This is a genomic window from Bradyrhizobium sp. URHD0069 (assembly GCF_000701345.1).
Taxonomy (GTDB): Bacteria; Pseudomonadota; Alphaproteobacteria; order Rhizobiales; family Xanthobacteraceae; genus Bradyrhizobium.
Map to the genome: position 1 here is coordinate 281609 of NZ_KL370775.1, position 19886 is coordinate 301494.

Genomic DNA, 19886 nt, shown 5'->3' on the forward strand with positions numbered 1-19886 from the left:
AAAATGCGGGGCTTGTCATCGCAGCTTCGGATTGAGCGCGTCGCGCAGCCAGTCGCCGAGCAGGTTGATGGAGAGGATAAGCGCCGCCAGCGCAATGCCCGGGAAGGCCACGATCCACCATTCGCCCGCAAACAGATAGTTGTTGCCGATCCGGATCAGCGTGCCCAGCGAGGGCATGGTGTCGGGCATGCCGGCTCCCAGGAACGACAACGTCGCCTCGGTGATGATCGCGAGCGCGAGATTGATGGTCGCGATCACCAGGATCGGCCCCATCGCGTTGGGCAGCACGTGACGCAGCATGATTACCCAAGCTGGAAGACCGATCAGCTGCGCCGCCGCGACATAATCCTTGTTCTTCTCCACCATCACCGAGCCCCGCACGGTGCGTGCGTATTGCACCCAGAAACTCAATCCGATCGCAATCACGAGTACCACCAGCGTACTCATGGCGTCGAGGCGATTGCCGAACACCGACTTGACCACGCCATTGACGAGCAGCGCAATCAGAATGGCGGGAAAGGTGAGCTGCACGTCGGCAATGCGCATGATCAGACCGTCGACCGCGCCTCCGATATAACCGGCGATCAGTCCCAGGATGATGCCCAGCGTGCCGGAGAACAGCACGCCGAGAACACCAACCGTCAGGGAAATGCGCAAGCCATAGAGAATGGCGGAAAAGACGTCGCGGCCCTGCTCGTCGGTGCCGAGCAGGAACGGGCTTTGGCCGTCGGCGGTCCAGATCGGCGCGATGCGCGAATTCATCAGTTGAAGTTGGGCCGGATCGAACGGGTTCTGCACGGCAAGAACGGAGGCGAGTATCGCGAGCAGAAAAAACAGCACGGTCATGGCGGTCGCAACCATCGTGAGCCGGGAGCGACGAAATGAATAGAACAGGTCGCTCTCAATGGCCCGGGCGAACCAACTTCCCGGCAAAGGACGCTTTCGCGGCGTGTCTGCTTTGGCTTGGTGCGGGACGAGAGCTTCACTCATGCACTATCTCGCGTTCAGACTGGACGGCTGATGGTCGAGCGCAGGCGCGGATCGACAACCGTGTAGAGGATATCAACCACCAAATTGATGGTGACGAAGATCAGGGACACCATCAGCAGGTAGGCCGCCATGATCGGAATATCGACATTTTGCACGGCCTGCACAAACAGCAATCCCATGCCCGGCCACTGGAATACGGTTTCGGTGATGATTGCGAATGCAATAACCAAGCCAAACTGCATGCCGGCAACCGTGATGACGGGAACCAGGGTATTCTTGAGCGCATGGCCGAAGTGAATCGCCCGTGTCGTTAATCCGCGCGCCCGTGCAAAGCGGATATAGTCGGTGCGCAGCACTTCGAGCATCTCGGCCCGCACCAGCCGCATGATCAATGTCATCTGGAACAGGCCGAGCGTGATCGAGGGCAAGATCAGCGCTTTCAGGCCTGAGATCGTCAGTAGCCCGGTGGTCCACCAGCCGATCCGCACCACTTCGCCGCGGCCAAACGACGGCAGCCAGCCCAGCGTGACGGAGAACAGATAGATCAGGAGGATACCGATCAAAAAGGTCGGCAGCGAGATTCCGATCAGCGATATGGCCTGTAATATTTTCGCAAGCAACGAGTCTCGATGCAGTGCCGAATAGACTCCCATCAGGATGCCGAAGACCATCGCGAGTATAGTGGCGCAGATAGCAAGCTCCAGTGTCGCCGGCATCCGCTCTTTCAGGAGATCCGCCACCGGCAGCCGAAACTGATAGGAGACGCCGAATTTGAACTGCGCCGCGTTGGCGAAGTAGCGCCCCAACTGCACCAGCACGGGATCGTCGAGGCCGAGCGATTGACGGATCGCTGCCCGTTCCGCAGCAGAGGTATCCATTGAGACGATCTGGTTTACGGGGTCGCCCGCGAAGCGGAACATCGAGAACGCGATGACTCCGACTGCAATCATGACGCCAATGGCTTGGATCGCCCGGCGAAGAGTGAAAGCGAGCATGTGAGCCTTTCACTTCTTTTCAGAGGCGGCGCGCTTCGTTGCGCAGCCTGAAGCGAAAAATCCCGGAAGCGCATGCCTCCGGGACTCCACTTTTGAGAGCCTTATTCTTCTTGTTTGGTTGCCCAATAGAGCAGGACCTGATTATCGGCACGCTGCGTGAGCTTCACCTTTTTCGATACGCCCCACGCCAGCGCCTGTTGATGCAGCGGGATATATCCGAAATCCTTAGCAGCGATTTCGAACGCTTCCTTGATCAGCAAATCACGTTTGGCGGTATCGGCCTCCTGCAGCACCTTGTCGGCAACTTCATCCAATTTCTTGTTGCAGTAGCCGCCGAGATTGGCCTCGCCGCGCGACGATTTCGGATCGTCGCGGCAGCCCAAGATATCATTCAGCACGTTGTGGGAATCGGACGAGGCGGGGGTCCAGCCCAGCATGTAGAAAGATGTCTGGTAACCGCCGGGCTTGAGAACCTTGGCGAAATACTGCGCCTTGGGTTGCGCCAAGAGGTTGATCTTGACGCCGATGCGGGCCAGCATGCCGACCACCGCCTGGCAGATCGCGGCGTCATTGACGTAGCGATCGTTTGGGCAATCCATCGTGACTTCGAAACCATCGGGATAGCCGGCTTCGGTGAGAAGCTTCTTGGCGCCGTCAGGATCGAATTTCGGCCGAGCGAAATCCTTTGAAAGCACGTACAGCTGAGGAGCGACCATCAGCGCCGACGGCGTCGAAAGACCGCGCATCACGCGGCTCTTGATCAGTTCGACATCGATTGCCTTGTAGAACGCCTCGCGGACGCGGATATCCTTGAACGGATTCTTGCCCTTGACGTTCGAATACAGGAGTTCGTCGCGCACCTGGTCCATGCCGAGAAAGATGGTGCGAATTTCCGGGCCGGTCATGACCGTGCCGGTGCCGCTCGCATTGACCCTCTGGATATCCTGAATCGGAACCGGCTCGACCACGTCGACTTCGCCCGAGAGCAGGGCGGCGACCCGCGTAGCATCCGAACCGATCGAGGTGAAAATGATTTCCTTGAGATTGTGCTCGGGCTTGCGCCACCAATTCGGGTTCGCCTTGAACACGGTCTTCACGCCGGGCTGATGGCTCTCGATCATGAAGGGGCCAGTACCGTTTTCGTGCAGCGATGCATAGCTCGGCGTGGTAGCGGAAGCCGGCGTCGGCGCGACCGCGTTGTTTTCCTCGCACCATTTCTTGTTCATGATGTACCAGCCGTCCCATTGTGAAATCAGAATGGGATTGGGCGAGTCGAGCTTCACATCGACCGTGTAGTCGTCGATTTTGACGAACTTCGCATCGGCCGGAACGTTGGTCAGGAAGTTGGAGCCCTTGGCCCGTATGCGGTCGGCGGAAAAGATCACATCGTCCGCGGTGAAGGGGTTTCCGTTGTGGAATTTCACGTTCTTGCGGAGATGGAAGCGCCACCGGGTCGGCTCCAAGGTTTCCCAGCTTTCCGCCAGCGCCGGAACGATCTTCAGATCCTTGTCGCGGGTGACCAGGCCCTCATAGACATGAGCATGATGGGCAATGGTGGTGGTTTCCTTGAGCGTATAGGGATCTAGCGATTTGAGCTCACCCTGGTTGGCATAGCGCAGGGTCTGGGCCGATGCCGGAGATATCGCAAAGGCGACGATTGAGACGATGGCTGCTGCAAGCAAGCTTTGACGTACTGACATTTGTTCACATTCTCCGCTATGGCGCAGTGGTCATTTCTGCAATATCGACGGCCGTGACCGAGCCATGTTGCCAGAGTTTGGCCGCCGCGCAAGCGCGATTTCCCAAAAGCCAGTCCGGTTTGCGCGACGACGCCGCCACGGCTAGCTTCACTGTAGGCAGCGAGTGCAAGCGCGTAACATTCAACGGGAGTGCCGGATGGCGGAACTAAGGGCCGATGTGCTCGTATTGGGCGCAGGCATGGTCGGCGTCGGCGCCGCTCTGCACTTGCAGAAGCGTGGCCGGGACGTGGTCCTGGTCGACAGACACGAACTCGCCGGCCAAGAGACCAGTTTTGGCAATGGCGGAATAATCGAATGCGCCTCGGTCTTCCCCTATATGTTTCCCCGGGATCTTGGACAGATATTGCAATATGCGATCAATCGCAGTCCCCAAGTGCGCTACCAATTTTCGGACCTGCCGACCTTCCTGCCATGGCTGGTGCGCTATTTCCTCGCATCCTCGCCGGCTCGCGCGCTGCACAGCGCGATGGCCGAATTGCCCTTGATCCGGCGCAGCCTGGTCGAGCACGAGACGCTGATCGCGGAAGCCGAAGTGCCGGAGCTATTGCGGCGTACCGGCTGGATCAAGCTGTTTCGCTCTGATGCAACGCTCGCAAACGCGGCGCGCGATCTCGATCGGGCCAAGCAATATGGCGTCGCGGGCGAGATTCTCGACAGCAAGGCGATCGCGGCGCGCGAGCCCAATCTGACCGGAGACTTCGCCGGTGCGGTCTACTGGCCCGCGCCCGGATTCGTGCCCGATCCGGGCGGATTGGCCAAAGCCTATGCGGCGCTTTTCAAGCGCAAGGGTGGGCGCTTTCTGGTCGGCGATGCGCGTAAGCTCGAACAAGTCACCGGCGGATGGCGGATTGCGGGGCCGGATACAACGGCGGTCGCGCGCGAAGTCGTCGTGGCATTGGGTCCCTGGTCCGATCTGGTCTTTGCTCCGCTCGGATATTCCATTCCGCTCAGCGTCAAGCGCGGTTACCACCTTCATCTGGCGCCGCGCGGCAATGCCGCGCTCAATCATCCCGTGCTCGATAGTGATCATGGCTATCTGCTGGCGCCGATGAACCGCGGCATTCGTCTTACGACCGGCGTCGAGTTCGCCCGCCGCGACGCGCCACCCACGCCGATCCAGCTTCAGCGGGCGCTGCCGCGCGCCCATGCGTTGTTTCCATTGGGCGACCCGGTCGATGCAAAACCCTGGATGGGCGCGCGGCCGTGCTTGCCCGACATGCTGCCGGTGATCGGCAAGGCGCCGCGCCATGCCGGGCTGTGGTTCGATTTCGGGCACCAGCACCACGGTCTGACGCTCGGCCCCGCGACCGGGCGACTGCTGGCGGAAATGATGACCGGCGAGACGCCGTTCGCCGATCCCGGGCCGTTCGCGGTCGAGCGCTTTGGCTAAGCCTTTCTGCCGAACGAAGCCGGAAAGGTAGAGCCTCGCCCGTCAGGTCGCTTGCGTCCTGCGGCCTCTCGCGGCGATACTGTAGCGAATTGTCAACATTGCAATCAGGAGCGGACATGAAAGTAAACGTTGAGATAGATTGCACGCCCCTCGAAGCCCGGCAGTTTTTTGGACTTCCCGATGTGCAGCCGATGCAGACGGCGGTAATGGAGAAACTCCAGCAGCAGCTGATGAGCAACATCGAAAAGGTCTCGCCGGAAGCTTTGATGCAGAGCTGGTTTACGTTCGATCCGAAGATCGCCGAACGGTTCCAGGACATGTTCGTGACGATGGCAGGCCTCGGCGGTGCGCGCGCCAGCGACAAGAAGTAAATAATGAAGCCCGCCGACCGGAGCGAACCGCAGGCCACGGGCCGGCTTAGCCCGCCGGGACTTGGCCTGTTGCTGGCCGAGGCGAGGGGAATATTCGAATTCAACGCCAGCCTGCTGCTTTCGCCGCTCCTGCTGCGTGCGCCAAGGGGCGATGGTCATCCGGTTTTGAACGCTGCCCGGGTTCCTCGCCAGCGATCTGTCGATGGCGCCGATGCGGAGGTATCTGAAGGAACTGGGATACGATACCTACGCATGGAAAATGGGCCGCAACATCGGCGGCTTTTCGCGGATGCGGGTCGCGCTGCGGGATCTGCTCGCCGAAATTCACACGGCAACCGGCCGCAAAGTCAGTATCGTGGGATGGAGTCTGGGCGGCGTCTACGCGCGCGATCTGGCGCTGCAGGCGCCGGACATGGTGCGATATGTGGTTACGCTGGGAAGTCCGTTTACCAGCGACGTGAGAGCGACCAACGCCACTCAGCTTTATGAGACGCTGTCCGGCGAGACGATCGAGGACAATGCCGAGCTTCGAGCGGCAATCGCGGGGGATTTGCCGGTTCCGACCACGTCGATCTATTCGCGCGCCGACGGCATCGTGAACTGGCGAACATGCCTGCTGCGTCCTTCCAGTACTGCTGAGAACATCGAGGTGCACCTTGCCAGCCATATCGGACTGGGCGTGAACCCCGCCGCCTTGTGGGCGGTGGCGGATCGTTTGGCCCAATCCGAGGGCCAATTTAGGCAATTTGACCGATCGGGTCCGTTTGTCATTGCATATGCGCCTCCGGAAAATGCACAATCGTAGTTCCTGAGCCCCAGGGCCGTCTGAACGCCAGAAGCGCTACCAACGCGCCGCGTGATCTCATCGGGAGGGAACTATGAGTGACGCCAGGAAGCTTTCCTCAATGGACGCGTCGTTTCTGTATCTGGAAACGCCGGAAATGCCGATGCATGTCGGGAGTATGGCGATCTTTCGCCTGCCCGAGGATTACAAGGGCGACTTCTTCGAAGAGTTCAAGGCGATGATCGGCTCGCGGCTGCATGTGGCGCCGATCCTGAAAGCGCGCCTGGAAAAGGCGCCGCTCGACATCGATCATCCCTCCTGGATCGAGGACGACCAGTTTGATATCGATCGCCACATCTTCCGTGGCAGCTTGCCTGCGCCCCACGACCGCGCGACGCTGGAGCGCATCGTCGGCTGGATGCATGCCAAGCTTCTCAACCGCGCTCGCCCGCTGTGGGAGTTCTATGTCTTCGAAGGCATGAAGGACAACGAGATCGGGCTTTATTCCAAGATGCATCACGCCTGCATCGATGGCGGCGCGGGCGCCGCTCTCACCAACATGATCTACGATGTGACGCCGGTGCCGAGAAAGATCGAGCCGCCGACGGCGCGCGCCAAGGTCGGGCAGGAGCCGCGCGATATCGCGGCCAATCTCGTCGATTCCTATCAGCAGCTCTGGACCCAGCCGTTCGATGCGTCCGCTGCCGCCAAGGGCATCGATCTGCCGCGCTCGGGAAAAAGCGATCTCGGATCGATCCTGTTCGACAATGCCATGTTCCAGATCGAAACCGCGGTGAAGTTTGCCGGCAGCGTTCCGACGCTGTTGAAGAGCGTCTCTGATGTCGTCGGGAAGATTGCGGATCCTAAATCGCGCGACAGCATCGCCAGCATGGTGTCCCCGTCGACGATCCTGAACAAATCGATTTCATCGGAGCGCAGCTTTGCCGGGGTGTCGATCTCGCTTTCGCGTGCCAAGGCGCTGGCCAAGCAGGCCGGCGGCAAGCTCAATGACGTGGTGCTTGCGGTTTCGAGCGGCGTGGTCAGACGCTATCTGGTGGAGCGCGGCGCGCTGCCGGCGAAATCGATGACGGCCGCGGTGCCGATCTCGTTGCGCGAAGAGGGCAATACCGACGCCAACAATCAGGTGTTCGGCATGATCTGCTCGATCGCCACCAACATCGAGGATCCCAAGGCGCGGCTGGAGGCGATCATCGCGCAGTCCACCAAGTCGAAGGAAATGTCGCATCCGCTGCGGGCCTTGATGCCCCAGATGTCCAACCTCTCGATGCTCGGCGCGCCGATCGTGGTCCAGATTCTGGCGCTGTTGTATAGCCGCTCGAGCCTGTCCGACGTGCTGCCGCCGGCAGCGAACATTACCGTCTCCAACGTGCCGGGGCCGCGCCAGACGCTGTATGCAGCCGGTGCGGAGCTGTTGCACATCTTCCCGGTGTCGATTTCAACCCATGGGCTTGCGCTCAACATCACCGTTCAGAGCTATCGCGATCAGCTGGATTTTGGCTTCATCGCCGGCGCCAACATCATTCCGCATGTCCAGGTTCTCTGCGACATGCTGCCGGGAGAATTCGCCGCGCTGGAAGCCGCGTTCGCCCCACCGGCCGACCTCAAGAGCGCGGCAAGCTAGCGCATGATCGGCGAAAAGTGGGAACCGGTTTTCCGAGAAGATCATGCTCCGATCGACGAGAGCATGATCCTGGAAATGAGGTGAGTTGACGATGATAGACATGCCGCCGCCGCAGTTCGCTCAGACCAATGGCATTCGCATGGGCTATTACGAAGCGGGCCCGAAAACCGACGCGCCGCCGGTGGTTCTCTGCCACGGCTGGCCGGAGATCGCGTTTTCGTGGCGCCACCAGATCAAAGCGCTGAGCGAAGCCGGCATTCGGGTGATTGCGCCCGACCAGCGCGGCTACGGCGCGACCGACCGGCCAGAGCCCGTCGAATCCTATGACATCGAGCACTTGACCGGCGATCTTGTCGGGCTGCTCGACCATCTCAAGATCGAGAAGGCGATTTTCGTCGGCCACGACATGGGCGGCTTTGTCGTCTGGCAGATGCCGCTCCGGCATATCGATCGCGTCGCCGGCGTCGTCGGAATCAATACGCCCCACACCAATCGCGCGCCGGCAGACCCGATCGAACTGTTTCGCAAGCGCTTCGGCGACCACATGTATATCGTGCAGTTTCAGAATCCCGCAGGCGAGCCCGACAGGATATTCGACAGCCGGGTCGAGCAGACCTTTGACGCTTTCATGCGCAAACCCGTCCCGCGCAGCGAGCCCGGGCCTTCGGAGCCGCCGACCGCAGGTGTCGGCGCGTCGCCCAGAATCAACCTGGCGTTTCCGCAAATGATCGCAAACTACGATGCCAGCCACGATCCGCGGACGCCGATCCTGTCGCCGGAGGAAAAGAAAGTGTTCGTCGATACCTTCACCAAATCCGGCTTCACCGGCGGCATCAACTGGTATCGCAACATGTCGCGCAACTGGCAGCGCTCGGCCGACCTCGACCACGCCGTGCGCGTACCTTCGCTGATGATCATGGCCGAGAACGATCGCCTGCTGCCGCCGTCTTCGGCCGACGGCATGGAGAAGATCATTCCCGATCTCGAAAAGTATCTGGTCCGCGACAGCGGCCATTGGACGCAGCAGGAAAAACCGGATGAAGTCAGCGCCAAATTGATTGAATGGCGTAGACGAAGATTTGGATAAGTGGACCAACATCATTACGAGGAGCGTCAGCGACGCAGCAATCCAGTTCTTTCGCGTGATATCTGGATTGCTTCGCGGAGCCCGTCATCGGGCGCGGATTCGCGCGGCCCGCTCGCAATGACGGTTGAGGCCACAACTCGTTATCAAGAATCGGATTAAGGCAGGGGATATTATCGCGATGGCGTCAACGAACAGACTGAGCCCGATACCGCAACCCCCGACGAAGCCGGTGGTCGGCAATATGCTGTCGCTGGATTCCACCGCGCCGGTACAAAACCTCGCTCGGCTGGCCAGGGAATTGGGGCCGATCTTCTGGCTCGACATGATGGGCGCGCCGCTCGTCATCGTCTCCGGCCACGACCTCGTGGACGAACTCAGCGACGAAAAGCGGTTCGACAAGGCGGTGCGCGGACCGCTGCGACGTGTCCGTGCGGTCGCCGGCGACGGCCTGTTCACCGCCGACACGTCAGAGCCGAACTGGAGCAAGGCGCACAACATCCTGCTGCAGCCGTTCGGCAACCGCGCCATGCAGTCCTATCACCCGAGCATGGTCGATATCGCCGACCAGCTCGTGAAGAAATGGGAACGGCTGAACGGCGACGAGGAGATCGATGTCGTTCACGACATGACCGCGCTGACGCTCGACACCATCGGGCTGTGCGGGTTCGACTACCGTTTCAATTCGTTTTATCGGCGTGACTACCATCCGTTCGTCGAGTCGCTGGTGCGCTCGCTCGAAACCATCATGATGATCCGCGGCCTGCCGCTGGAAAATCTGTGGATGCAGAAGCGCCGGCGCGATCTCGCGGGCGATGTCGCGTTCATGAACAAGATGGTCGACGAAATCGTCGCCGAGCGACGCAAGAACGCCGAAGCCGCCGAGGGCAAGAAGGACATGCTGGGCGCCATGATGACCGGCGTCGACCGCGCCACCGGCGAGCAGCTCGATGACGTCAACATCCGCTACCAGATCAACACCTTCCTGATCGCGGGGCACGAGACCACCAGCGGCCTGTTGTCGTGCACGCTCTATGCGCTGTTGAAGCATCCCGACGTGCTCAAGAAAGCGTATGAGGAGGTTGACCGGGTGCTCGGACCCGATCTCGATGCCAAGCCGACCTATCAGCAGGTTACCCAACTCACCTACATCACGCAGATCTTGAAGGAAGCCCTGCGGTTGTGGCCGCCCGCGCCTGCCTACGGCATCTCGCCGCTCAAGGACGAGACGATTGGCGGCAAATACAACCTCAAGAAAAACACCTTCATCACCGTGCTGGTGCTGGCGCTACATCGCGATCCAAGCGTGTGGGGACCCAATCCCGACGCGTTCGACCCCGAGAATTTCAGCCGCGAGGCCGAGGCGGCGCGGCCGGTCAACGCCTGGAAGCCATTCGGCAATGGCCAGCGCGCCTGCATCGGCCGCGGCTTTGCGATGCATGAAGCCGCGTTAGCGATAGGCATGATCCTGCAGCGCTTCAAGCTGATCGATCACCATCGCTACCAGATGCAGCTGAAGGAGACGCTGACCATCAAGCCGGACGGATTCAAGATCAAGGTGCGTCCGCGTACCGACAGGGATCGCGGCGCTTACATCGGCCGCATCACGGCGACAGCGGCGGCATCGAGTGCCGCGGCGCCGCCGCGCGCCCGGACCCGGCCGGGGCACAACACGCCGCTGCTGGTGCTTTACGGATCGAATCTCGGGACCGCCGAAGAGCTCGCGACCCGCGTTGCCGATCTTGCCGAGGTCAATGGCTTCGCCACCAAGCTCGCGCCGCTCGACGACTACGTCGGCAAGCTGCCGGAGCAGGGCGGCGTGTTGATCTTCTGCGCCTCCTACAATGGCGCGCCGCCCGACAATGCGACGCAGTTTGTCAAATGGCTCGGCGGCGACCTGCCGAAGGATGCGTTCGCCAAGGTCCGCTACGCGGTGTTCGGCTGCGGTAACAGCGACTGGGCGGCGACCTATCAATCGATCCCACGGACCATCGACGAGCAACTGGCGGCGCATGGCGCTCGCGGTGTGTATGCTCGCGGCGAGGGCGATGCCCGCAGCGATCTCGATGGTCAATTCGAGAGCTGGTTCGCAACCCTTGCGCCGTTGGCGATGAAGGAATTCGGCGTCGATTCGAATTTCAGCCGCAGCGCCGACGATGAGCCGCTTTACAGGATCGAGCCGGTCGCGCCGACCGCGGTCAATGCGGTCGTTGCGCTTGGCGGCGTCGCGCCGATGAAGGTGCTGGTCAACACCGAATTGCAAAACAAGAACGGCGCCAATGCATCTGATCGATCGACCCGACACATCGAGGTGCAACTGCCTTCCAGCATCGCCTACCGCGTTGGCGATCATCTCAGCGTGGTGCCGCGCAACGATCCGGCGCTGGTGGATTCCGTCGCGCGCCGCTTCGGTTTTCTGCCCGCCGACCAGATCCGGCTGCAGGTCGCGGAAGGCCGGCGCGCGCAATTGCCGGTCAGTGACGCGGTGTCGGTCGGGCAGCTATTGACCGATTTCGTCGAATTGCAGCAGGTCGCCACCCGCAAGCAAATCCAGATCATGTCGGAACACACGCGTTGTCCGGTGACCAAGCCGAAACTGCTGGCCTATGTCGGCGACGATGCCGCCGCGTCAGAGCATTATCGCTCGGACATTCTGAGCAAGCGAAAATCGGTGTTCGACCTGTTGGAGGAACATCCGGCCTGCGAGTTGCCGTTCCATGCCTACCTCGAAATGCTGTCGCTCTTGGCGCCGCGCTACTATTCGATCTCTTCCTCGCCGTCAGTCGATCCGTCGCGCTGCAGCGTCACCGTCGGCGTGGTCGAAAGCCCTGCCAGTTCGGGACGCGGCGTCTACAAAGGCATTTGCTCGAACTATCTCGCCGGCCGCCGCGCCGGTGAGACGATCCATGCCACGGTTCGCGAAACCAAAGCCGGCTTCCGGCTGCCCGACGACCCGTCGGTGCCGATCATCATGGTAGGGCCCGGCACTGGTCTTGCGCCATTCCGCGGCTTCCTGCAGGAGCGCGCCGCGCTGAAAGCCAAGGGCGCCAGCCTCGGCCCGGCGATGCTGTTTTTCGGCTGCCGGCATCCCGACCAGGATTATCTCTACGCGGACGAACTGAAGGCATTCGCCGCCGACGGCATCACCGAACTGCACAGCGGGTTCTCGCGTTCCGAAGGTCCGAAGACTTATGTGCAGAACCTGGTCGCGGCGCAGAAGGATCGGGTCTGGAGCCTGATTGAAAAGGGCGCGATCGTTTACGTCTGCGGCGACGGCGGAAAGATGGAGCCGGACGTCAAGGCCGCGCTCGTTGCGATCTATCGCGAACGCAAGAGCGCCGATGCCGATGCGGGGCTGCGCTGGATCGAGGATCTCGGCACTACAAATCGCTACGTGCTCGACGTCTGGGCAGGCGGGTAACATTGTTCAGCGAATACCGACCTCATCCTGTGAGGAGCTTGCAAAGCAAGCGTCTCGAAGGATGGACGCAACGCATGGACTCGCGGCCATCCTTCGAGACGCCCGCAGGGCGCGCTCCTCCAGCGATAACGGCGAAGCCGTTACGCCGGGATGAGGTCGGAGATACATTCAACGGCTCTCAGATACATTCAACGGCTCTCAGGATGACGATACGACCGCTACGCCGCCTTCGCAGCCGCTCCATGCGCATGCTTGTCGATCGCGTCGATAATCTGAGGCCACATCGGAATCGGCAGCGCGTGACCCATGCCTTCGATCATCAGCAGCTTCGCGCCGGGAATCGAGGCGGCGGTGTCCTTGCCGCCTTCCGGGCGCACCAGCGGATCGACGGTGCCGTGAATCACCAGCGTCGGCGCCTTGACGGATGCCAGCCGTTCCTTGCGGCTGCCTGAGGCCAGGATAGCGCGGAGCTGCCGCCCGACCCCGGCGGGATTGAGGCCGCGCTCGAACGTGCGCTCGGCGCGGGCGCGATCGAGCGCTTCGTCCTGCGGGAAGCTGCCCGCGCGCAGAATCTTCCAGGTCTGCGCGAAGCGCGCGAAGTATTCCTCCTTGGTGGCCGGTGGCGGCGCCATCAGGACCGCGGAGGCTTCGCGGGTTGGCGGCGGCACTTTTGGATTGCCCGTCGTTGACATGATCGAGGTGAGCGAGCGCACCCGCTGCGGAAACGAGATCGCGATTTCCTGGGCGATCATGCCGCCCATCGAGGCGCCCACCACGTGCGCCGACTTGATGCCGAGCACGTCCATCAAGCCGATCACATCCTGCGCCATGTCGCGCAGCTTATAGGGCGCCGCGACCGGGATTTTCAGGAACCGAAGCTTGAGCAGTTCGAGCGGGGTCAGGCGGTTGCCGCCGGACAGCTTGCTGGATTTCCCGATGTCCCGATTGTCGAAGCGGATGACGCGAAATCCGCGCGCTGCAAGTTGCCGGCAGAAATCGTCGTCCCAATGGATCATCTGGGCACCTAGCCCCATGATCAGCAGCATCGGCTCTGCATCGGCATCGCCGAAGATCTCGTAGCAGAGGTCGATGCCGTTGGCGCGGGCGATCTGCGGCGGCTGGTGGGCGACTGAGTTCACCTGTGGGTCCTCGATGGTCAGCGAAAAGGCAACTCTATCGCACGGTTTGTGGCGCCGCAGAAGCCTTCGCGACGGCAGGGAAGCGGCAAATCGACGTCCGCGATGTTGACGGTGCTATCGCAAGGGTGTGGTATGACGAAAACAAGGCGGGGCTCTAAAGCCGTCGTGATGACGTGGGAGGGCGCTATGACAGACAAAAGCAACGATCCGGTCGCGATCTGGCAGAACATGATCGGCGAGATGGAGAAGGGATTCAACACCGTCGCCAATCACGCAATGGCGTCGCCGGAATTCAGCAAGGTCGTCAATCAAGTCGGTGGAGTCGCGGCGGGGGCGCAAAAGCAGCTCGGCGATCTCATGGAGAAGTATCTTGTCACCATGAACCTGCCGAGCCGAGCGCAGATGGTCAGCATGGCCGAGCGGCTGCAGTCGATCGAAGGGCAACTGAACGAGATCAAGGCGCTGCTGCATCAGGTTCGCAGCAATTCTGGCGGACTGGAAGGCGGGTACCCGGCGACGCCGAAGCCTCCCCGCACCAAGCGTCCGCCGTCGGCGGACGGAGAGCAAAAATGAATGGGCCGCCGGGTCTCGATCTCGCGGCGATCCCGGAGCGAATTCAGTCCGAGGTGCAGCGCGCGATCCAGCGCAGCATCAAGGGCGTCGAATATTTCTCTAGCTCGGGTCCGTCGCTCGGGTTGACGCCAAAGGACATCCTGCACGTCCGCGGCACGATGAATCTCTATCACTACTGGCCGGTCGCCGACGAGATCTACCGCGTGCCGATCCTGATCGTGATGGCGACCACCAACCGCGGCTACATCCTCGATATGGTGCCGGGCCAGAGTTTTATCGAATTTCTCCTCAAGCGCGGCTACGATGTTTACATGCTGGACTGGACCGCGCCAAAGCCGGAAGAGAAGTCGCTGCGGATGGAGGATTACGTCCTCGACTTCATTCCGGATTGCGTCCGCCGCGTGCAGCAGGATTCCGGCGAGACCGAGCTCACGGTGATCGGCTATTGCTTCGGCGGCGTGCTGTCGCTGCTCTACGGCTCGATTTTCGCCGACGGCCCGATGAAGAACCTGATCTGCTTTACGACGCCAGTCGATTTCCGCGAAATGAAACTGTTTCAGAACTTCTCTGACCGGCGCTATTTCGACCTCGACCGATTGATCGACAGCGTCGGCAACGTCCCGCCCGAAATGATTCTTTCCTCGTTCGAGATGTTGCGGCCGGCGTCACGCGCCGCGAGCCAGGTGCAGTTGTGGGAAAACATCTGGAATGACGAGTACGTCAAATCATACCGCATGTTCGATCGCTGGGCCACCGACACGCTGCCGCTGGCCGGCGAGTATTTCCGCGCAATCACCAAAGACCTGATGTGGGATAACAAGCTTTACAACGACACGATGTCGGTTGGCGGACGGCCTGCGGATATTGCCAAAATCAAGGTGCCGATCCTGCACGCCGTCGCCGAGCATGATCACATCGTTCCCTATGACGCCGCGAAGCCGCTGATTCAAAAGATCGGCTCGACCGACAAGGAAGAAGTGATTCTGAAGGGCGGCCACGTCAGCCTTGTCGCCGGCGCCAACGCCGTCAAGCGGCTATGGCCGAAACTTGATTCATGGTTAGGTGGAAGATCGACATGAGCAGCGAAACACGTTCCTATCCGCGCCGGGTGACGACCGAAGCCGGCGAGATCGAATTCCGGTTGATGTCGCGGGCCGACGAGGCCGCCGTGCTCGCCTTTGCGCAAGAACTCCCGATTCACGATCTGCTGTTCCTGCCGCGCGACATCAGCGAGTCGAAGGTGCTGGCGGCCTGGCTCAAGGAGATCGAGCGCGGCGCGATCACCAGCCTGCTCGCAGTGAAGGCGGGCAGGGTGGTGGGATGCGGTACGTTGGTGCGAGATCCGCTGTCCTGGTCGCCCCATGTCGGCGAAATCCGCAACGTGGTCTCCTCGGACGTCCGCGGCCAAGGGGTCGGACGCGTGTTGTCGCAGGAGACGTTTGCCTTGGCGTTGGGCGCCGGTCTCGAGAAGGTGGTGGTGCAGATGACGGTCGATCAAACCGGCGCCATCGCGATTTTCGAGGGCCTGGGGTTCAAGGCCGAAGCGTTGCTGCGCGACCAGGTGAAGGACAAGGCCGGCAAAAAGCACGATATCGTCGTGCTCGGGCACAATGTGGCGCAGGTCCGGGCCCAGCTGGAAGCCTATGGACTGCCGGGCGCCGTTCAGCACTGAGGCCCATTTACCGGGCAGACCGCCTACCACCTGAGCAGATCACGAATTCGTGATATCGCATCGCAACATCGATGTTGCATTGCACCATTAACTATGGCACAACGATCGCGCCCCGGGCCAATCCGGACGGGGTGAGCCCATAGCTCAAACCTGAGGATGGAGAGACGAAAATGACCACCGAGACCGACACAAATTCCGTGCTGAACAGCGTTGAGGAAGTTTTCGCGCCCGTTACCGAGGCGTTCAAGAACCTCCAGAAATTGGAAGTTCCCGAGGCTGCCCGTGAGTTCGTGAAGAAGACTGCCAACACCGCCAAGGAGCGTGCCGCCGACCTGCATGCCGGTTCGGAGAAGGTGACTGCTGCGATCGAGACCGCCGTTGCCGGTTCGGTCAGCGAGGCCGCCAACATCAGCCGCAGCATCCAGCAGGCGATTTATCAGGACGCCGAAGCGTTCTTCGCCGGCATCGGCAAACTGGCTTCTGCCAAGTCGTTTAACGAGGCGGTTCAAATCCAGTCCGATATGGTGCGTGCGCGCGGCGAAGTGTTCGTCTCGCGGGCGAAGTCCACCACCGAATATCTCGGTAAGCTCGTCGCCGACAGTGCGAAGACCGCCCAGGACAACTTCGCCAAGGTCTACAACAAGACCGCCTGATCGCATTCGGATCAGTTGCCAGCCGTTAGTTCGAGGGCCCGCTCACGCGGGCCTTCTTTTTGAGGTGCGTGCCCCAACATCAATGTTGCCCCTCATGGTGAGGAGGCGCTCTTGCGTCGTCTCGAACCATGAGGCCTCATCCTTCGAGACGCGGCGAAGAGGCCGCACCTCAGGATGAGGGTCTTCGTTCATTCGAAAGCCACCATGACCGTCCCCGCCACCTTCTCATTCGACGCGCCCGGCGATGCCGAGCGCGCGGCGGCTGAGCTGCGGCGGGTCAAGGCCCTGGCTACACTGGTGCTCGCGGGCACGCTGGCACTATTCGTGACTGCGAAGGCGTTACTCCCGGTGCATCCGGTGTTCGGCTTCATCGCGGCGTTCGCGGAAGCCGCTACCATCGGCGGACTGGCCGATTGGTATGCGGTGGTGGCGCTGTTTCGCAGGCCGCTGGGGCTGCCGATCCCGCACACTGCCATCATCCAGAGCAATCAGCACCGCATTGCCGACAAGCTCGGCGAATTCATCGAAGTGCATTTTCTCGAGGCGGCGCCGGTCGAAGCCAAGCTGCGCCAGATCGACTTCGGCTCGTTCATTGCCGACTGGCTGCGCGACCGCAAGCGCAGCGCCGATCTCGCCCGCTTCACGCTGCGGCTTTTGCCGGAAGCAGTCTCGGCGACCGAAACCTCGGGTCTGATGACGTTCATCACCCGCCGCATTACCACCCAGCTGCAGTCGATCGATCTCGCGCCGCTCGCCGCCGGCACGCTGCGCGCCTTCGTAAGCGAGGGCCGCCATCAGGGACTGCTCGATGACATCCTGCGCGCAGTTCATGAATCGCTGACCCAGCCGGAAACCATGGCGATGGTCCGCCAGAAAATCCGCGGCGAGCTGCCGACGCTGCTGAAACTGTATCGCGCCGACAAATATCTGGTGAACAAGATCGTCGCATCCGCGACCACGTTTTTCGAAGAGGTTCGCAGCGATCCGAAGCATCCGTTCCGCGGCGAGTTCGATCGCATGGTGTTGACTTTCGTGGACCGGCTCGGCAACGACCGCGCCTACGCCGATCGCATCGACGGATTGAAACGCGACCTGCTGGCGCGTCCCGAGCTCGGCGATCTCGCACGCACCATCTGGTCGAACACGCGGACGTTCATCGAACGCAGCGCCAGCGGCGAGACCCAGGTGCTGCAGCATTACCTGGCGAGAATGTTCGTGGAAGCCGGCGAGGCGCTCGCCGGCGATTCCGAGTTGCGGGCGGAGATCAACCAGGGTCTCGTTGCTGTGTTCAGGAGTTTTATCGCCGACCAGAAAAGCGGTGTATCGAGCTTCATCTCCGATCAGGTCAAGGCCTGGGACATGGGGCAATTGATTTCGCTGATCGAAATCAACATCGGCAGGGATCTGCAATACATCCGCTTCAACGGCTCGCTGATCGGCGGCATCGCCGGCTTGGCGCTTTACTCGATCGAATTCCTGCTGCGGCTGCTGTGACTAATTGATCACTGCGAGGCCCCTAAATGCAGCGATCCCTTGCTCGGTCAACATGAGCAGGCTTGCAAGGCCGAAACGGGTTCCCTAGCTTTGATGATGAGATTGTTACATTGCGGAACGATTCTTACGAGGTTTGTGTCTTCTTATCGATCCATGTGGCCGGCCGCCAAAATTCAACGGCCCCGGCGCTGAGAGGAAATGCGATGTCCGCCACTGCCCAGACGCTGCGCCCGCCCTCCAGAACCCTGATGTTTCTGGAGGGGCGGGCGATTCACGAGCTTGGCGCGTTTCTGGGCGCATTGCCGCTTCTCAATCTGGCTCCAAGGGGCGACGGCCATCCGGTGCTGGTATTGCCCGGGCTTGTCGCTTCGGACACCTCGACGCGCCCGCTGCGCAGCTTCCTTAGGAATCGCGGCTATGCCGTCAGCGGCTGGCGTCAGGGCCGCAACCTCGGTCTGCGCGATGGCGTGCAGCGTGCGATGGTCGATTTGGTGGACGAGCTTAGCGACACGCATGGGCGCAAGATCAGCATGGTCGGCTGGAGCCTCGGTGGCCTCTACGCACGCCAGCTGGCGAAGATGATGCCGGATCGCGTGCGTTCGGTGATCACGCTCGGCAGTCCGTTTGCCGGCCATCCAAAGGCGACCAACGCCTGGCGCGTCTATGAGATGGCAAGCGGCCGCCGCGCCGACGAAGAGGACCCGCGGTTCGGCGGTGCGCTGGCGGAGACGCCGCCGGTGCCGACCACCGCGATCTTCAGCCGTACCGACGGCATCTGCGCGTGGCAGGGCTGCATGGAAAAGCCGTCCGCCCGCTCCGAGAACATCGAAGTCGAAAGCAGCCATTGCGGCATGGGCCATCATCCCGCCGTAGTTTACGCGGTCGCCGAGCGTCTCGCCCAGCCCGAAGGCAAGTGGGCGCCGTTCGACCGCAGCGGCTGGCGTAGCGTGGTCTATCCGGATCCCAACCGTTAAGCGCCGCGCGCCGGCTGCCAGCTGGTGTGTCGTAAATCCTGAAAACGCGCTATGCCCTGAGCATGCCGCACCCGCTTGCCCGCATCATCGAACAGCTCAAGCGCGAGCCCTCGCGCACCGGCTCGATCGTCATCACGGTGTTTGGCGACGCGATCGTGCCGCGCGGCGGTTCGGTCTGGCTCGGAACGCTGCTGGAGTTTTTCAAGACATTGGACATCGACAGCGGCGTGGTGCGCACGGCGATGTCGCGGCTCGCAAGCGACGGCTGGCTCGAGCGCAACAAGGTCGGCCGCAACAGTTTCTATCGTCTGGCGGACAAGGGACGTCTGACCTTCGATGCCGCGGTCAAGCATGTCTATAATCCGCAATCGCCCGATTGGACCGGACGCTTCGAACTTCTCTTGATGGCGAATGCGGCGGATCGCGAGGCATCGCGCGGGGCGCTGGAGGCGGCCGGCTTCGGCAGCCCTCTGCCGGGCGTGTGGATCGCGCCCTCGGGCGTTCCCATTCCGAAAGTGGCGGCGCGGGCGATCCGGCTGGAAGTGTCAGCCGAGGACGACAGCGGACGGAGATTGCTCAGCGAAAGCTGGCCGCTCGATCGCACCGCCGACGCTTATGTGAAATTCACCAAGACCTTCGAGCCATTGCGGGGCTGGATCGGACGGCGCGAGCGGCTTTCGGATACCGATGCGTTCACGGCTCGAATCCTGATGATCCATCACTACCGGCGGGTGGTGCTGCACGATCCGTTGCTGCCGGTCGCGCTGCTGCCAAAGAACTGGCCGGGTAGGCTGGCCCGTCAGCTTTGCCGGGAAATCTACCGAGGCCTCCTTCCTGCATCCGAACAATGGCTCGACCGGAACGGTTCGAATGAGGCGGGCGCCCTGCCGGCTGCCGGTGTGGAACTTGGGCGACGATTCGAGGATGCGTAAATACGTTACCTT

General features: G+C 61.5%; 16 protein-coding genes and 1 pseudogene. 13 read left to right on the forward strand and 4 right to left on the reverse strand.

Going from position 1 to position 19886, the window contains the following annotated elements:
* Positions 1 to 15: 15 nt before the first annotated feature.
* From N554_RS0131905 to N554_RS0131915, 3 genes are all read right to left on the reverse strand, one after another.
* On the reverse strand, positions 16 to 990 hold the full coding sequence (locus N554_RS0131905) for an ABC transporter permease (protein ID WP_029587148.1): 975 nt from the start codon (positions 988 to 990) through the stop codon (positions 16 to 18).
* A 14-nt stretch (positions 991 to 1004) separates the two neighbouring features.
* Positions 1005 to 1985 (reverse strand): ABC transporter permease, encoded by a 981-nt coding sequence (locus N554_RS0131910; RefSeq protein ID WP_029587149.1) that lies wholly within the window; start codon positions 1983 to 1985, stop codon positions 1005 to 1007.
* 101 nt (positions 1986 to 2086) lie between these two features.
* Complete coding sequence (locus tag N554_RS0131915) at positions 2087 to 3685, reverse strand: ABC transporter substrate-binding protein (RefSeq protein WP_029587150.1); 1599 nt, start codon at positions 3683 to 3685, stop codon at positions 2087 to 2089.
* 196 nt (positions 3686 to 3881) lie between these two features.
* Here N554_RS0131915 and N554_RS0131920 point away from each other — a divergent pair, with 196 nt between their 5' ends.
* From N554_RS0131920 to N554_RS0131945, 6 genes and pseudogenes are all read left to right on the forward strand, one after another.
* Positions 3882 to 5135: an NAD(P)/FAD-dependent oxidoreductase gene (locus N554_RS0131920; protein WP_029587151.1), complete on the forward strand. Its 1254-nt coding sequence runs from the start codon at positions 3882 to 3884 to the stop codon at positions 5133 to 5135.
* Positions 5136 to 5251: 116 nt separating this feature from the next.
* Positions 5252 to 5506: a DUF6489 family protein gene (locus N554_RS0131925; RefSeq protein ID WP_029587152.1), complete on the forward strand. Its 255-nt coding sequence runs from the start codon at positions 5252 to 5254 to the stop codon at positions 5504 to 5506.
* 3 nt (positions 5507 to 5509) lie between these two features.
* Positions 5510 to 6311: pseudogene (locus tag N554_RS36875) on the forward strand (esterase/lipase family protein).
* Positions 6312 to 6384: 73 nt separating this feature from the next.
* On the forward strand, positions 6385 to 7932 hold the full coding sequence (locus tag N554_RS0131935) for a WS/DGAT/MGAT family O-acyltransferase (protein WP_029587153.1): 1548 nt from the start codon (positions 6385 to 6387) through the stop codon (positions 7930 to 7932).
* 91 nt (positions 7933 to 8023) lie between these two features.
* On the forward strand, positions 8024 to 9019 hold the full coding sequence (locus N554_RS0131940) for an alpha/beta fold hydrolase (RefSeq protein WP_029587154.1): 996 nt from the start codon (positions 8024 to 8026) through the stop codon (positions 9017 to 9019).
* Positions 9020 to 9197: 178 nt separating this feature from the next.
* Entirely contained in the window at positions 9198 to 12437 is a 3240-nt protein-coding gene (locus tag N554_RS0131945; RefSeq protein ID WP_029587155.1) for a bifunctional cytochrome P450/NADPH--P450 reductase, read from the forward strand.
* 218 nt (positions 12438 to 12655) lie between these two features.
* Here N554_RS0131945 and N554_RS0131950 read toward each other — a convergent pair whose 3' ends face one another.
* Positions 12656 to 13576 carry an alpha/beta fold hydrolase gene (locus tag N554_RS0131950; protein WP_029587156.1) on the reverse strand — a complete coding sequence of 307 codons (921 nt, stop codon included), beginning with the start codon at positions 13574 to 13576 and terminating at the stop codon, positions 12656 to 12658.
* Between the two features lie 186 nt (positions 13577 to 13762).
* Between N554_RS0131950 and N554_RS0131955 the strand changes: the two genes are divergently transcribed.
* The 7 genes from N554_RS0131955 to paaX all read left to right on the forward strand — a co-directional run bounded on the left by N554_RS0131955 (position 13763) and on the right by paaX (position 19874).
* Positions 13763 to 14149: a hypothetical protein gene (locus N554_RS0131955; RefSeq protein ID WP_029587157.1), complete on the forward strand. Its 387-nt coding sequence runs from the start codon at positions 13763 to 13765 to the stop codon at positions 14147 to 14149.
* Positions 14146 to 15228 carry an alpha/beta fold hydrolase gene (locus tag N554_RS0131960; RefSeq protein WP_029587158.1) on the forward strand — a complete coding sequence of 361 codons (1083 nt, stop codon included), beginning with the start codon at positions 14146 to 14148 and terminating at the stop codon, positions 15226 to 15228. Before N554_RS0131955 ends, N554_RS0131960 begins: the two co-directional genes overlap by 4 nt.
* A complete protein-coding gene (locus N554_RS0131965; RefSeq protein ID WP_029587159.1) occupies positions 15225 to 15821 on the forward strand; it encodes a GNAT family N-acetyltransferase in 597 nt (198 codons plus the stop codon). Before N554_RS0131960 ends, N554_RS0131965 begins: the two co-directional genes overlap by 4 nt.
* A 170-nt stretch (positions 15822 to 15991) precedes the next feature.
* Complete coding sequence (locus N554_RS0131970; protein WP_029587160.1) at positions 15992 to 16474, forward strand: phasin; 483 nt, start codon at positions 15992 to 15994, stop codon at positions 16472 to 16474.
* A gap of 204 nt (positions 16475 to 16678) precedes the next feature.
* A complete protein-coding gene (locus N554_RS0131975) occupies positions 16679 to 17968 on the forward strand; it encodes a DUF445 domain-containing protein (RefSeq protein ID WP_029587161.1) in 1290 nt (429 codons plus the stop codon).
* Between the two features lie 203 nt (positions 17969 to 18171).
* A complete protein-coding gene (locus tag N554_RS0131980; RefSeq protein WP_029587162.1) occupies positions 18172 to 18942 on the forward strand; it encodes an esterase/lipase family protein in 771 nt (256 codons plus the stop codon).
* Between the two features lie 62 nt (positions 18943 to 19004).
* Positions 19005 to 19874, forward strand: coding sequence for a phenylacetic acid degradation operon negative regulatory protein PaaX (paaX, locus tag N554_RS0131985; RefSeq protein ID WP_029587163.1), 870 nt, complete (start codon positions 19005 to 19007; stop codon positions 19872 to 19874).
* The last annotated feature ends 12 nt before the right edge of the window (positions 19875 to 19886 follow it).

Bases quoted from the DNA above. Each gene is read 5' to 3' on its own strand.
- N554_RS0131905 (WP_029587148.1), bottom strand. From the start codon at position 990: ATGAGTGAAGCTCTCGTCCCGCACCAAGCCAAAGCAGACACGCCGCGA.
- N554_RS0131910 (WP_029587149.1), bottom strand. From the start codon at position 1,985: ATGCTCGCTTTCACTCTTCGCCGGGCGATCCAAGCCATTGGCGTCATG.
- N554_RS0131915 (WP_029587150.1), bottom strand. From the start codon at position 3,685: ATGTCAGTACGTCAAAGCTTGCTTGCAGCAGCCATCGTCTCAATCGTC.
- N554_RS0131920 (WP_029587151.1), top strand. From the start codon at position 3,882: ATGGCGGAACTAAGGGCCGATGTGCTCGTATTGGGCGCAGGCATGGTC.
- N554_RS0131925 (WP_029587152.1), top strand. From the start codon at position 5,252: ATGAAAGTAAACGTTGAGATAGATTGCACGCCCCTCGAAGCCCGGCAG.
- N554_RS0131935 (WP_029587153.1), top strand. From the start codon at position 6,385: ATGAGTGACGCCAGGAAGCTTTCCTCAATGGACGCGTCGTTTCTGTAT.
- N554_RS0131940 (WP_029587154.1), top strand. From the start codon at position 8,024: ATGATAGACATGCCGCCGCCGCAGTTCGCTCAGACCAATGGCATTCGC.
- N554_RS0131945 (WP_029587155.1), top strand. From the start codon at position 9,198: ATGGCGTCAACGAACAGACTGAGCCCGATACCGCAACCCCCGACGAAG.
- N554_RS0131955 (WP_029587157.1), top strand. From the start codon at position 13,763: ATGACAGACAAAAGCAACGATCCGGTCGCGATCTGGCAGAACATGATC.
- N554_RS0131960 (WP_029587158.1), top strand. From the start codon at position 14,146: ATGAATGGGCCGCCGGGTCTCGATCTCGCGGCGATCCCGGAGCGAATT.
- N554_RS0131965 (WP_029587159.1), top strand. From the start codon at position 15,225: ATGAGCAGCGAAACACGTTCCTATCCGCGCCGGGTGACGACCGAAGCC.
- N554_RS0131970 (WP_029587160.1), top strand. From the start codon at position 15,992: ATGACCACCGAGACCGACACAAATTCCGTGCTGAACAGCGTTGAGGAA.
- N554_RS0131975 (WP_029587161.1), top strand. From the start codon at position 16,679: ATGACCGTCCCCGCCACCTTCTCATTCGACGCGCCCGGCGATGCCGAG.
- N554_RS0131980 (WP_029587162.1), top strand. From the start codon at position 18,172: ATGTCCGCCACTGCCCAGACGCTGCGCCCGCCCTCCAGAACCCTGATG.
- paaX (WP_029587163.1), top strand. From the start codon at position 19,005: ATGCCGCACCCGCTTGCCCGCATCATCGAACAGCTCAAGCGCGAGCCC.